Annotated in this window: 13 protein-coding genes; 7 read left to right on the top strand and 6 right to left on the bottom strand. The window is 47.3% G+C overall.

What is annotated here, in order from left to right:
• Positions 1-102 precede the first annotated feature (102 nt).
• The 4 genes from E2B99_RS01735 to gatC all read right to left on the bottom strand — a co-directional run bounded on the left by E2B99_RS01735 (position 103) and on the right by gatC (position 4,347).
• Positions 103-825 (bottom strand): hypothetical protein, encoded by a 723-nt coding sequence (locus E2B99_RS01735; RefSeq protein ID WP_134243283.1) that lies wholly within the window; start codon positions 823-825, stop codon positions 103-105.
• Positions 826-886: 61 nt separating this feature from the next.
• On the bottom strand, positions 887-2,386 hold the full coding sequence (gene gatB, locus E2B99_RS01740) for an Asp-tRNA(Asn)/Glu-tRNA(Gln) amidotransferase subunit GatB (protein WP_134243284.1): 1,500 nt from the start codon (positions 2,384-2,386) through the stop codon (positions 887-889).
• Positions 2,386-3,936, bottom strand: a complete 1,551-nt coding sequence (gene gatA, locus E2B99_RS01745) for an Asp-tRNA(Asn)/Glu-tRNA(Gln) amidotransferase subunit GatA (RefSeq protein WP_134243285.1) — start codon at positions 3,934-3,936, stop codon at positions 2,386-2,388. Before gatA ends, gatB begins: the two co-directional genes overlap by 1 nt.
• A 96-nt stretch (positions 3,937-4,032) precedes the next feature.
• A complete protein-coding gene (gene gatC / locus E2B99_RS01750; protein ID WP_134243286.1) occupies positions 4,033-4,347 on the bottom strand; it encodes an Asp-tRNA(Asn)/Glu-tRNA(Gln) amidotransferase subunit GatC in 315 nt (104 codons plus the stop codon).
• A gap of 156 nt (positions 4,348-4,503) precedes the next feature.
• Here gatC and E2B99_RS01755 point away from each other — a divergent pair, with 156 nt between their 5' ends.
• From E2B99_RS01755 to E2B99_RS01780, 6 genes are all read left to right on the top strand, one after another.
• Positions 4,504-5,544 (top strand): rod shape-determining protein, encoded by a 1,041-nt coding sequence (locus E2B99_RS01755; protein ID WP_026471092.1) that lies wholly within the window; start codon positions 4,504-4,506, stop codon positions 5,542-5,544.
• Positions 5,545-5,734: 190 nt separating this feature from the next.
• Positions 5,735-6,592 (top strand): rod shape-determining protein MreC, encoded by an 858-nt coding sequence (gene mreC, locus E2B99_RS01760; protein ID WP_134243287.1) that lies wholly within the window; start codon positions 5,735-5,737, stop codon positions 6,590-6,592.
• A complete protein-coding gene (mreD, locus tag E2B99_RS01765) occupies positions 6,579-7,100 on the top strand; it encodes a rod shape-determining protein MreD (RefSeq protein WP_134243288.1) in 522 nt (173 codons plus the stop codon). Before mreC ends, mreD begins: the two co-directional genes overlap by 14 nt.
• 94 nt (positions 7,101-7,194) lie before the next feature.
• Positions 7,195-7,761, top strand: a complete 567-nt coding sequence (locus tag E2B99_RS01770; RefSeq protein WP_134243289.1) for a Maf family protein — start codon at positions 7,195-7,197, stop codon at positions 7,759-7,761.
• 20 nt (positions 7,762-7,781) lie between these two features.
• A complete protein-coding gene (rng, locus tag E2B99_RS01775) occupies positions 7,782-9,236 on the top strand; it encodes a ribonuclease G (RefSeq protein WP_026471088.1) in 1,455 nt (484 codons plus the stop codon).
• Positions 9,237-9,451: 215 nt separating this feature from the next.
• Complete coding sequence (locus E2B99_RS01780) at positions 9,452-9,637, top strand: PA1571 family protein (protein ID WP_134243290.1); 186 nt, start codon at positions 9,452-9,454, stop codon at positions 9,635-9,637.
• Between the two features lie 120 nt (positions 9,638-9,757).
• Here the strand turns inward: E2B99_RS01780 and E2B99_RS01785 are convergent, their stop codons facing one another.
• Both E2B99_RS01785 and E2B99_RS01790 read right to left on the bottom strand, forming a co-directional pair.
• Positions 9,758-11,137, bottom strand: a complete 1,380-nt coding sequence (locus E2B99_RS01785; RefSeq protein WP_134243291.1) for a WS/DGAT/MGAT family O-acyltransferase — start codon at positions 11,135-11,137, stop codon at positions 9,758-9,760.
• Between the two features lie 377 nt (positions 11,138-11,514).
• Positions 11,515-12,249 carry a phosphoadenylyl-sulfate reductase gene (locus E2B99_RS01790; RefSeq protein ID WP_026471085.1) on the bottom strand — a complete coding sequence of 245 codons (735 nt, stop codon included), beginning with the start codon at positions 12,247-12,249 and terminating at the stop codon, positions 11,515-11,517.
• A gap of 271 nt (positions 12,250-12,520) precedes the next feature.
• Between E2B99_RS01790 and thrH the strand changes: the two genes are divergently transcribed.
• A complete protein-coding gene (gene thrH, locus E2B99_RS01795; protein WP_134243292.1) occupies positions 12,521-13,138 on the top strand; it encodes a bifunctional phosphoserine phosphatase/homoserine phosphotransferase ThrH in 618 nt (205 codons plus the stop codon).
• The last annotated feature ends 11 nt before the right edge of the window (positions 13,139-13,149 follow it).

Here is a 13,149-nt window from a genome sequence, read left to right on the forward strand (position 1 = left end):
CGCAAAATAATTCGGTACTATTGAACATCAGGACTAGAGTTGTGAGTTTGGTGTGGTAACTCAACTGATGGCTCTAGTCCTCTTATTTTTCAAGTCAATTGCTTATCCGCGATTCGGGTTATTTAATGAAATTTGGCCTAAGAATATTAATTCATTAATAAAAGACTCAGCATCATTAATACTCTGATTTATAGAGCTCTCATCATCACCAAAATTTGAGACTTCAAGTACTGTATGGCCTTCATACTTTGATATTCTTATTAAAGACTGTTGAAGCCAATACTCATCCATTTCATTAAAAGAATTATTTTCTTTTTTATAATTTGTAATTGTCTGGTAGTTTAAATATATCTTTTCTGCAAAAGACAATTTTGTAGTTGAGCATTGCTCATTAAAGTTACCAATTTTAATATTATCAAATTGATAAATTTTTGCAGCCTTTAGTCCTGATACAATAAAATAATGAAAATTTAGATTTGATCGATATTTTTCTAGTTTTTCGATTAAATCTTGAAAGCTTGTAAAAATATCTATCTCATTATTAGCTAAATAATCTTTAAATAAATTTTTCAATTCTTTATCTAGAGTTTTCAATGATATTAGCTTTATAAGCTTTTTTATGTTTAGGATGGAAATAAGAAAATCATCCCATTTGATAGCTGTTTCTCTTGAGAAGCCAAAGCTTACATCACCTAGAGCAACAAAATTTCCGTCGTCTATACCACTCAAAGCTGTTTCAATGTCTAAAGATTGTTTTGCAAAGTATTCAAAACAACTTCGTATTGTTCTTGATTTATCTAGTTTTAATTGGTTGTTGAAATTCATATAAAACCTCATATTTCTATGAGGTTTTATACCACTAAAACAAAAAGTTAAGCAATAAAACTTAACCCAGCAGTTGCTTCATCAACTGATTGACTTGTGCAGGGTTTGCCTTGCCTTTGGACGCTTTCATTACCTGACCAACCAGACCATTAAAGGCTTTTTCCTTGCCAGATTTATATTCAGCCACCATGTTTTCATTGGCAGTGAGTACGTCCTTAATAATGGCCTCAATGGCGCCGGTATCGGTTTCCTGCTTGAGACCCTTGGCTTCAATGATCTGGTCGGCAGTTTGTCCAGCGCCGTCCAGCATCTCGGCAAATACTTGCTTGGCAATCTTGCCGCTAATGGTGTTGTCGACAATACGGCCAATCAGACCACCCAGTTGTTCAGGACTAATCGGAGAATCGGTAATTTCTTTCTCAGACTTATTTAAACCAGCCAGCAATTCACCCATCACCCAGTTGGCCGATGGCTTGGCCTGCTTTTCACCACCAGCGGCTTGCACGGTGGCTTCATAAAAATCAGCCAGATCACGCGAACCTGTTAAGACTCGGGCATCATATTCAGGCAGTTGATACTGGCTGATAAAACGCTCACGACGGGCAACAGGCAGCTCCGGCAATTCAGCCCGGATTTGCTCAATTTGTGCTTCAGAAATTTCCACGGGCAGCAAGTCAGGATCAGGGAAGTAACGGTAGTCGTTGGCTTCTTCCTTGCTGCGCATGCTGCGGGTTTCATTCTTGTTGGGATCATACAGGCGCGTGGCCTGAATCACACGGCCACCGCTTTCAATCAGATCAATCTGGCGCTCGACTTCGGCATCAATGGCGCGTTCAATAAAACGGAACGAGTTGATATTTTTCAGCTCGCAACGGGTGCCGTAGTCATCCCCCGGCTGGCGTACGGATACGTTACAGTCCACCCGAAATGAGCCTTCAGCCATGTTGCCGTCACTAATGCCCAGCCAGCGCACCAGTGAGTGAATCACGCGCACATAAGCCACGGCTTCCTCACTTGAGCGCATATCCGGTTCGGATACAATTTCAAGCAGCGGGGTGCCAGCACGGTTCAAATCAATACCAGTCATGCCAGCAAAATCTTCATGCAGTGATTTACCTGCATCTTCTTCCAGATGCGCACGGGTAACGCCAATGCGTTTGGTGCTGCCATCATCTAATGTGATGTCGACAAAACCCTTGCCTACAATCGGATGATCCATCTGGCTAATCTGATAACCTTTGGGCAGATCAGGATAAAAATAGTTTTTACGGGCAAACACTGAGGCGCGGCCAATTTCAGCATCAATACCTAAACCAAAGCGGATGGCCTTATTAACCACCTCTTTGTTCAACACTGGTAATACACCGGGCAGGGCCAAGTCAATCAGGCTGGCTTGCGTATTGGGTTCGGCACCAAATGTGGTGGAGGCACCGGAAAAAATCTTGCTGTTGGTATTGAGCTGGCAATGGATTTCAAGGCCAATGACCACTTCCCAGCCATGTACTAATTTGGATTTTGCACTGGACTGATTTTTAGCGGATTGAGTAGTAGTTTGCGTCATTATACGTTCTCCTGTGCACTTGCTGCGCTGTTGAGCTGGGCCGCAATCAGCGGTGAGCGTTGCAGGTGCCAGTCAGTGTGCTGCTGGTATTGATGAACAATAGATAACAGCTTGCTTTCAGACCAGTACGGGCCAATCAGTTGCAGCCCTACAGGCAGCTTGTTGTCATCAAAGCCGACTGGCGCACTAATGGCCGGTAAGCCAGCAAGATTCACGGCAATGGTGTAAATATCACCCAGATACATGCTGACCGGATCGAGGTTTTCACCAATCTGGTAGGCGGTGCTTGGCGCTGTTGGCCCGGCAATCACATCAACCTGTTCAAAGGCACGTAAAAAGTCCTGCTGAATCAGGCGACGCACTTTTTGTGCCTTCACATAATAGGCATCATAGTAACCAGCAGACAGGGCATAGGTGCCAATTAAAATCCGGCGCTGTACTTCATCACCAAAACCTTCAGCGCGCGAACGGCTATACAGGTCGGTCAGGTCAGTGGGGTTTTCACAGCGATAGCCATAACGCACGCCATCATAACGCGACAGGTTACTGGATGCTTCTGCCGGAGCCAGCAGGTAATAGGCAGGAATGGCCGCATCGGTGGTGTCAAGGTCAATATCCACCAGTATGGCACCGAGCTGTTGCAGTTGTTGCAGCGCTGCATCAATACGGCTTTGCACTTCACTGTTTAAACCATTGTGGCCAAAATACTGGCGTGGCAGGCCAATACGCAGGCCTTTTAACGGCTGGTTTAACTCGGCAACCTGATTTAGCTCAGCAACATAGTCATCAACCGGACGGTCAACACTGGTCGAGTCCTTGGCATCATGACCTGACATGACTTGCAGCAGATAAGCACAGTCTTCGGCAGAACGTGCCATGGGGCCAGCCTGATCAAAACTGGAGGCATAGGCAATCATGCCAAAACGTGAAACTCGGCCATAGGTTGGCTTGATGCCGGTTAAGCCACAAAACGAGGCAGGCTGGCGAATAGAGCCGCCAGTATCGGTGCCTGTAGCAAAAGGTGCCAGGTCAGCAGCCACCGCCGCCGCCGAACCGCCTGATGAACCGCCCGGAATCCGGTTGGTATCCCACGGGTTTTTGCTGGCGCCAAAATAGGATTTTTCATTGGTTGAGCCCATCGCAAACTCATCCATGTTGACCTTGCCCAGTGTCACCAGTCCGGCATTCAGGCATTTTTCCACCACGGTGGCATTGTAGGGCGCAATAAACGGATTTTTCGGGTCGCCCAGCATTCTGGAGCCTGCTGTGGTTTTGACCCCTTGTGTACAAAAAATGTCCTTATGCGCCAGCGGAATACCTGTCAGGATGCCTGCCTTGCCATCGGTACGTGCCTGATCAGCGGCTTGCGCTTGTGCCAATGCCAGTTCGCTGGTCACGGTGACATAGCTGTTGAGCTGTGGATCAATGGCAGCAATACGCTGTAAATAATGCTGGGTTAGTTCAACAGATGAAAACTTTTTGGCAGCAAGGCCTTCACCAAGCTGGCGTACACTGAGCTGATGCAGTTCAGACGAAGAATGATCGGTCATAATGATTCAGATATATTTTGTTAAAGAAAAAATAAGAAATCCATTGCAGCAAAAAGCCTGATTTTTGGCCTTATTCAATAATTACTCAGCCCGTGGTTACTCAATAACGCGCGGCACCAGATACAGGCCATCCTGGGTGGCCGGGGCTACGGCCTGATAATCATCACGGCGATTTGGCTCGGCCACGATGTCGTCACGCAATGGCTGTGGATGATCAAACGGGCTTTTAAGCGGCTCAACATCCGTGGTATCAATGGCCTGCAATGCCTGCATCAGGGACAGGATTTTATTGAGGCTCTCTGCATAGGCAGTTGCCTTGCTGTCATCAATAGCCAGACGGCTTAATATGGCAATTTTTTCAACGTCATGTACGGTTAATGTGTTGTCGGTTTGGCTTGTGTTTGCTGACATAAAAGCACACCTGCATCATCATAAAAAGTATAATTGCGGCACGTTATCACAAGATGCCGACTTGTCCAAATGGCTTGTCTAAATAATAGCATTTCGTTAAAGTTGCGTCCTTGCATTGTCATCTAATTTGCCACTCATTTTCTTCTGGAATGCCCCGTGATTTTAAAACGTCTTTTTGGCCTGTTCTCCACAGATCTGGCCATTGATCTTGGTACAGCAAACACGCTTATTTATGCACCTGGTCGCGGTATTGTATTAGATGAACCCACGGTTGTGGCCATCCGTCACAGCGGTTCAAATAAAACGGTTGCTGCTGTTGGTATTGATGCAAAACAGATGCTGGGCCGTACGCCAGCCAATATTTCCGCCATTCGCCCTTTAAAGGATGGCGTGATTGCCGACTTTGAAGTCACTGAAACCATGTTGCAGTACTTTATTCACAAGGTTCATGAAAAGCGCCTGTTGCCACCAACACCGCGCGTGGTGGTCTGCGTTCCCTGTAAATCTACACTGGTTGAGCGCCGTGCCATCCGTGAAGCGGTAGAGCGTGCCGGTGCGCGTGATGTGCGTCTGATTGAAGAGCCCATGGCTGCTGCTATTGGCGCGGGCATGCCGGTTGAGCAGGCCTGTGGCTCCATGGTGGTGGATGTGGGCGGCGGTACGACTGAAATTGCCATTATTTCCCTGTCTGGCTGCGTGTATTCTGATTCCCTGCGTATTGGTGGCGACATTTTTGATGAACAGCTCATCAATTACGTGCGCAAGGCACATGGTTGTGTGATTGGTGAAACCACCGCTGAGCGCATCAAGCAGGAAGTTGGTATGGCCTATGCGGATGGCAAGGTACTGGAAATTGAAGTGCGTGGCCGTAATCTGGCCGAAGGGGTGCCGCGCTCCTTTGTAATTAATTCTGAAGAAGTGCTGACCGCTATTTCTGATCCATTGTCCAGCATTGTCAGTGCGGTTAAAACCGCGCTGGAACAAACCCCGCCTGAATTGTCTGCCGATATTGCCGAGCGTGGCATTGTATTAACAGGTGGTGGTGCATTATTGCGTAATCTGGACAAGTTATTGTCACAGGAAACTGGCCTGCCAGTGGTAGTGGCCGAAGACCCGCTCACTTGCGTAACCCGCGGTGGTGGCAAGGTGCTGGAATACTTTGACAATCCAAACTACGACATGCTGTTTGTAGGCTAAGGATTTTTAGTACTCCATTTCTTGGCCAAATAGAATCCTTTGCCAAGCTAAAGGTTACTATTTAAAAAAGGCTATTATCCTTCGATCGTTTCTGATCTTGTCGAACTACAAGATCAGAAACCTGAACAAAGCTGCGGTTGGTGAGCTTGCCGAACCACAGTAATCATTTTTTAAATCTAAAGGCGGTTCGGTGCAGTCCAATATTTTCAGCCGTCAGCCGCCAGCGATTCGTTCTTTTACGCTGGCACTGATTGCCTGTTTTGTCCTGATATTCATTAACTGGCGCTATGAAGATTACGTAACGCCAGTGCGCAGTCTGGTGCACCGTGCATTTAACCCGATTTATGCACTGGCCAGCTATCCGGTATTATCAGGTGACTGGTTTCGCCAGCAAAGCAAGTCAGAAGATCAGCTACGGCGTGAAAATACCGCCATGCGTGCTGAACTGCTACAAAACCGTGTTCGCCTGCAAAAGCTGTCCGAACTGTCTGCTGAAAATACCCGCCTGCGTGGCTTGCTGAACACCCCGCTGATTATTGATGGCCGCATGCTGATTAGTGAGGTCATTGGCACTGACACTGATCCGTTGCGCCAGATTCTGATTATCAACAAGGGCCGCCTTGAGCAGGTTAAAACCGGCCAGACCATTCTGGATGATAAGGGCATTATGGGGCAGGTGATTGATGTTTATCCGCACAGTGCCCGGGTAATGCTGCTGTCAGACAAGGAACATGCCATTTCGGTGCGGATTGAGCGCACTGGCATGCGCGGCATTGTGGCAGGTACTGGCGATAGTGGCCGACTCGCCATGCAATATGTACCGAATACTGCAGATATCAAGGTTGGTGACCGGTTAATCAGCTCAGGTTTGGGGGAGCAGTTTCCGGCGGGCTATCCGGTGGGTAAGGTTACTGCCATTGCCCGGCATGGTGCAGGCGAATTTGCCAGTATTGATGTCAAGCCACTGGCACAACTGGAAGGTGGCCATCATGTGGTGGTGCTGTTTTCCGAGCCTTTAGCCCTGGAGCAACCCTATGCCACTTCTTGAGTTTGGCCGCCGCTTAAGTGGTCGTACGCTGGGTGGCGGCAACCAGTCGCCTGATCCACTCATCGCCATTATTAGCAGTATTGTGGTAGCTTCAGTGCTAATGGTTTATCCCTTGCCGTATGATGTCGCTTCCTGGCGTCCGCTGTTTTTCCTGCTGATTATGCTGTTCTGGGTGCTGTGCCAGCCGGCCTGGTGCGGGATCTGGTTTGCCTTTAGCCTGGGCGTGGCCACTGATTTCATGATGGATGCGATACTGGGCCAGTATGCGCTTAGCTTTGTCATTATTGCGTTTTTGGCACGCTATTTTACTCATAACCAGCGCATTTTAACCTTCGGCAACCTGTGGATTATTGCTGCCGTTGCCGTGTTTCTGCATTTGCTGATTCAGCTGTTTTTTCAGAAAATGGCCAATATCCAGTTTCCAATTATCAAGCACTGGCGGCCCTTATGGAGCAGCATTGCCTTGTGGCCACTAATTTATCTCATATTGCGGCGCTGGAGAGCCTAGTGGTTCGATATCCAAATCATGGCGAGCTGGATATAGCTCGGCTGCTGGCGTAAGACACTATGTGCCATAGTCAAAAACTTTTTAGGAACTCGCAATGATTGTTCTGGCTTCAGGATCACCACGACGTAAAGAACTGTTAGAGCAGGTTGGTATGGAATTCACAGTGCAGGTATTTGAAATTGATGAAAGTCCGCACCTGCATGAAGCACCTGCCGATTATGTGGTGCGCCTTGCCATTCAAAAAGCACAGGCCGCTATTCCTCATCTGCCAGCCGATACCATTGTGATTGCTGCTGATACCACCGTCACCATTGATGGAAAAATTCTGGGCAAACCGCAAAATCAGGCGGATGCCTTTGCCATGTGGCAGCGGTTGTCTGGCCGTGACCATTTTGTGATGACTGGCGTGGCTGTTGCCCAAAACCAGACTGTATTACATCGCCGGGTAACCACCGAAGTGCATTTTGCGCGGTTAAGTCTGGCGGACATGCAGGCATACTGGCAAACCGGAGAGCCGATTGGGAAAGCAGGAGGCTATGCCATTCAGGGACTGGGCGCTGCGTTCATTCCAAAAATCCATGGCAGCTATAGCAATGTGGTAGGATTACCTTTATTTGAAACACTCGATTTACTGAAAGAAATTCAATCTATAAACCATTAAACCTGTTTGCTGGAAATTTCATGTCTGAAGAGCTCTTGATAAATATAACGCCAATGGAGTGCCGTGTTGCGTTAATTGAAAATGGCGTGGTGCAAGAGCTGTTTGTTGAGCGGACTGCGCGGCGTGGTCTGGTTGGTAATATCTATAACGGTAAGGTCGTGCGGGTTCTGCCGGGTATGCAGGCGGCCTTTGTGGAAATTGGCCTGTCGCGCACCGCATTTTTACATATTAATGACATGGTCTGGCCACGTCACCAACCCATTCCTAACGTGATGGAAATCCTGCATGCAGGCCAGCAAATTACCGTTCAGGTGATGAAAGACATGCTGGGCAGCAAAGGTGCGCGCCTGTCAACCGATCTGTCCATTCCATCCCGTTATCTGGTGCTCATGCCGTATGGTCATCATACCGGAATCAGCCAGCGCATCGAACAGGAAGAAGAACGCGAGCGTTTAAAGGCTTTAATCGAAGAAATCCAGCCGCAACACAAGCTGCCAGGCAGTGTGATTGTGCGCACCGCAGCCGAAGGCGTGGCACGCGAGGATATTGAACAGGACATGCGCTATCTGGCGCGACTGTGGGAATATATCCAGAAACGCCAAAAGCAGATTGCAGCACCCGGCCTGATTTTTGAAGAACTGCCACTGCCACAACGCATCATCCGTGATCTGGCTAACGGACAAACCGCCAAGATTTATGTGGATTCGCGCGAAGTACATGCCAAGCTGACCGAATTTGTCGATGAGTTTGTGCCCGGCTTGCAGGACCGTTTGCATCATTATCCCGGTGAGCGTCCGCTGTTTGATTTGTACAATGTTGAAGATGACCTGCAAAAGGCACTGCAAACCCGTGTGGCGCTGAAGTCTGGCGGTTATCTGATGATTGACCAGACCGAAGCCATGACCACTATTGATGTGAATACCGGCTCATTTGTGGGTGGCCGCTCGCTGGAAGATACGGTATTTAAAACCAATCTGGAAGCCACGCATGCCATTACCCGCCAGTTACGCCTGCGCAATCTGGGTGGCATTATCATTATTGATTTCATTGACATGCAGGAACTGGCACACCGTGAAGAGGTGATGAAGTCACTGGAAAAAATGCTGGAACGCGATCACGCCAAAACCAAGATTACGCAAGTGTCCGAGCTGGGACTAGTGGAAATGACCCGCAAGCGTACCCGTGAGTCGCTGGAACATTTACTGTGCGAATCCTGTCCGACCTGTCAGGGCCGCGGCTACGTGAAAACCGCTGAAACCGTCTGCTATGAAATCTTCCGCGAGGTACTGCGGCTGGCCCGGGCTTATCAGGCGCCCAATGGTTATACCGTGGTGGCCAGTCCTGCGATTATTGACCGGTTACTGTCAACTGAAGCCACTGCCGTTGCTGATCTGGAACATTTTATTGATCGTGTAATCAAGTTTCAGGTGGAAAACCTGTATACGCAAGAACAATACGACATTGTATTAAGTTAAGGGTTATCTGGCGGAATAGTTAAAATCTAATCATCTTATCCGGCTTGAAAAGTGCCAGATGCAACAAGGATTTTGCGCATCAAAATCCTTTTTTACCGCAAAATGATATAAGTCCTTACACATTGGGTTGTATTTTATTTAACGCCATCACACTTTGAGTTTTATACTAATCCTAGAGCCAATGACACGGGCATGTCTGGTAGCGAGGTGTAAGTATGAATGCTAAAAGCAAAGTGTTTGAAACGTTAAGCACCGCAAAACTTACCGCTGGTGATGCAGCAGGTTATGTCATTAATGAGCAGGGCGAAATGTGCAAAATTACAGACGCCATGATTAAGCTGGCCTGCCATGAACTAAAGGCACGCTGTCATCTGCCAGCAAAAATAAATCCTGATAAATAGCTCAAGGGTTTAATTTAAATTAAATAAAGAATGTATTAAAAAAGGTGACATTGATATTTAATCAAGTCACCTTTTTTTGTGGCTCTTTTAAGACCATCCTTAAGATGGCCAGAACGATATTTAAACGTTAATGCTGGCAGGATGTTCCATAAAGCGGGTCAAGTGTTCAAACGTCTGGATTTCTTCTTCCAGCAGCGCCAGTAGGCTTTGCACCCGTGGCAACACATGACGGCAAGCCGTAATGCCCACTTCCAGTTTGTCCATATAGCTGGTCAGGGTAATATTTAGCGCCTGACCATCCATTAGTACCGAAGCAGGGTAGAGTGCATCCAGTTGTGCGCCATTCCAGTACAGTGGCTCACGTGGCCCCGGTACATTGGAAATCACCAGATTAAAGGCTTGATGACGCGGCAATGCCCCTGAAAGCAGGTTCAGGCCAGCCGTAGAATATACCAGACCACTATAACTTAGAATCTCACTAGGTTTCATGCGGCCAAAACGGTTTTTGGCATTTAAAACACTACGCTTGATAATTTCCAGACGCTCCAGTGGGTCGCCTTTGTGCGTGCCTAGATTGGCCAAAATCATGGAAATCTGGTTACCGCTATGGCTGTCATCGGTACGCAGCGAAATGGGCACCATAGCAATCAGTGGTTTTTTGGGCAGGGCACGCTGGGCAATCAGATAGGAACGCAACGCACCCGAGCATACGGCCAGCACAACATCATTAATGGTCACACCCAGTTTTTTGGCCACATTGCGGAAACGCGCCAGATCATAAGACTGGGCAGCAAAACGGCGCGACGCACTAATGGGCTGATTAATGATACATTGCGGTGCCTGAAAGGTAGATACATAATCTGGATTTTTGCCCATTTCCTTAAAGACGGTATTGATCAGCTCACGGCTAAGGTTGGGTACGGTCTGGATTTGTTCGGTCAGGACACGCACCAGCTTGGCTGTCTTGCTCAGTGGATTTGCAGTAGGACGCTTGAGTTTATTGTTCTTCACTGCCCATGGTGGAACAATACTGTTCTCGGTGGGAGAGTGTGACAGGGATTTCTCCAGCAGGCGCATACCGGCAACCCCATCAACCATGGCATGGTGCATCTTGAAGAACATGGCAAAGCGGTTGCCTTCAATCCCTTCAATAATATGACATTCCCAGAGTGGCTTGGCGCGGTCAATCAGGGCACTATGTTCCTGTGACACATAAATCAGCAGTTCACGGATACGGCCCGGGCGTGGCAGCGAGATATGCCGAAAATGCTGGTCAAGGTCAAATTCTTCATCTTCGCCCCAGAAGATACCATTTAATACCTGATTAAATGGCGCTACCGGAACTGCCCGGGAATTACGGATATCTTCCACCAGTTGATGCACAAAATCTGCCGGTGCATTTTCGGGAAGTTTAAATAGGAACAATCCACCAACATGCATGGGCTGCTGACGTTTTTCCAGTGATAAGAAAATAAAGTCGATAGGACTAAGCGGACGCATGTTAAACCTCTCCAAAAAACCTAGCTTATTATTAAATTCAACCTGTACAGGGATATCACACGATGTGAATAGCGAACATCTAAATAATGTAAGACAATTTAAGCATTGTAGCATGATATAGGAACTAAGCATGAGCTATGCCAAGAAAAGTAGATGACTAGCAATTGCATTGTTTTTCAAGCAGCTATCTATTAGAAATATTTTTAAGTGAAATATTAAAATACAGTTTTACTTAAGTGAGGCTTTAATTGTCAGACAATATAATCGGGTTTTCTGTGATAAGAACTACAAAAAATAGCTAAAAATAATGCCCTGTTCCTTATGAAAGCAGGGCATGAGCAGTTCATTTACTCAACGGCTTGTACCGTTGGCGGCTATCAGGACTGGATATTTCCGGCATGCAGGCCACACTCTTTCTTGGTATCTTCTTCCCACCACCAGCGGCCTTCACGTTCATGCTGGTTGGGCAAAATGGGCTTGGTGCAAGGTTCACAACCAATCGAAACAAAGCCTTTTTCATGCAGCGGATTATAGGGAATTTCCATCATGCGGATGTAGTTCCATACATCGCTACTGCTCCAGTTGGCCAGCGGATTATACTTGATCAGCTCACGGCCGGGGCCTGCCATACCGGGATCAGCCTGAATCACGGGAATGGCGGTGCGGGTGCCCGGGCTTTGATCCTTGCGCTGGCCTGTAATCCAGCCATCCAGCCCTGCCAGTTTCTTACGCAGCGGCTGTACCTTGCGAATTCCACAGCACTCCTTGTGATCATCCACATAAAAGCTAAACAGTCCCTTTTCATTTACCATGGCCTGTACCGCCTCAGGCTCAGGAAAACAGATTTCAATTTTGATGCCGTAATGCTTGCGCACGGTTTCAATAAACTGGTAAGTTTCACGATGCAGACGACCTGTGTCCAGACTAAACACCCGAAATGGTTTGCCAATCCGTGATGCCATGTCAATCAGCACCACATCTTCAGCGCCACTAAAGGAAATGGCAATTTCACCGGGCTGGTTTAGCGCCAGTTCAAGAATTTCACGTGGTGAACGATCGGCATAGACCTGGGCCAAGGCTTCAGTTTCGTTAATAGTGGGAATAACAGTCATGAGAACTCCTGGCAAAATGGCGGAACAGAACCGGCTGGGATACCAACAGGCCTGTAAAACATTAACTGTTCAGGCAAAACGGTGGAAGGGCAAGCGCTCAATTATAAAGTAAAGTGCCCTTATTTTTTAGTAGCTCAACGCTCTAGATAAAAATAAAACCAGCAAAACAAAAGCGCAGCTACATTAGCACTCGACCAAATACAAAAACCCATGTACAGTTGCGACGCATAAATCTGGCTTAGTTAAATATTTTTTAAGATTTGGAGTCATCATGGAACTGGTCTGTTTGGATTTGGAAGGGGTTTTAGTACCTGAAATCTGGATTAATTTTGCCAAGAAAACCGGCATTAAGGCGCTAGAAGCGACTACCCGTGATATTCCAGACTATGACGTATTGATGACCCAGCGCCTAAATATCCTGCGTGAACATAATCTGGGTCTGCCAGACATTCAGGAAGTGATTGCTGACATGGGTCCACTACCGGGTGCCAAGGAATTTGTAGAATGGGTACGTACCCATTTTCAGTTAATTATTTTATCTGATACGTTTTATGAGTTTGCCCATCCATTGATGCAACAGTTGGGCTGGCCCACCATTTTCTGTCACAAGCTGGAAGTGGACGACAAAGGCATGATCACCAATTATAAACTGCGTCAGCCTGACCAAAAGCGTGAAGCCGTTAAAGCCTTGCATCAGCTAAATTTCCGTGTGATTGCAGCAGGTGATTCTTACAACGATACCACCATGCTGGGTGAAGCCGATCATGGTTTCCTGTTTGACGCACCTGCCAATGTAATTGCCGAGTTTCCGCAGTTTCCCGCCATTCATGGTTATGATGCCTTAAAAGAAGCCATCCGCGCTGTATCCCAGCGTAATATTCCGGCTTAACCAATATAAGT

The organism is Alkanindiges illinoisensis (genome assembly GCF_004377485.1).
In the GTDB taxonomy this organism is placed as follows: domain Bacteria; phylum Pseudomonadota; class Gammaproteobacteria; order Pseudomonadales; family Moraxellaceae; genus Alkanindiges; species Alkanindiges illinoisensis_A.

Coding starts and splice junctions, on each gene's coding strand:
- gatC (WP_134243286.1), bottom strand. CDS start 4,347: ATGTCAGCAAACACAAGCCAAACCGACAACACATTAACCGTACATGAC.
- E2B99_RS01785 (WP_134243291.1), bottom strand. CDS start 11,137: ATGCGTCCGCTTAGTCCTATCGACTTTATTTTCTTATCACTGGAAAAA.
- rng (WP_026471088.1), top strand. CDS start 7,782: ATGTCTGAAGAGCTCTTGATAAATATAACGCCAATGGAGTGCCGTGTT.
- E2B99_RS01770 (WP_134243289.1), top strand. CDS start 7,195: ATGATTGTTCTGGCTTCAGGATCACCACGACGTAAAGAACTGTTAGAG.
- thrH (WP_134243292.1), top strand. CDS start 12,521: ATGGAACTGGTCTGTTTGGATTTGGAAGGGGTTTTAGTACCTGAAATC.
- gatA (WP_134243285.1), bottom strand. CDS start 3,936: ATGACCGATCATTCTTCGTCTGAACTGCATCAGCTCAGTGTACGCCAG.
- gatB (WP_134243284.1), bottom strand. CDS start 2,386: ATGACGCAAACTACTACTCAATCCGCTAAAAATCAGTCCAGTGCAAAA.
- E2B99_RS01790 (WP_026471085.1), bottom strand. CDS start 12,249: ATGACTGTTATTCCCACTATTAACGAAACTGAAGCCTTGGCCCAGGTC.
- E2B99_RS01780 (WP_134243290.1), top strand. CDS start 9,452: ATGAATGCTAAAAGCAAAGTGTTTGAAACGTTAAGCACCGCAAAACTT.
- mreD (WP_134243288.1), top strand. CDS start 6,579: ATGCCACTTCTTGAGTTTGGCCGCCGCTTAAGTGGTCGTACGCTGGGT.
- E2B99_RS01735 (WP_134243283.1), bottom strand. CDS start 825: ATGAATTTCAACAACCAATTAAAACTAGATAAATCAAGAACAATACGA.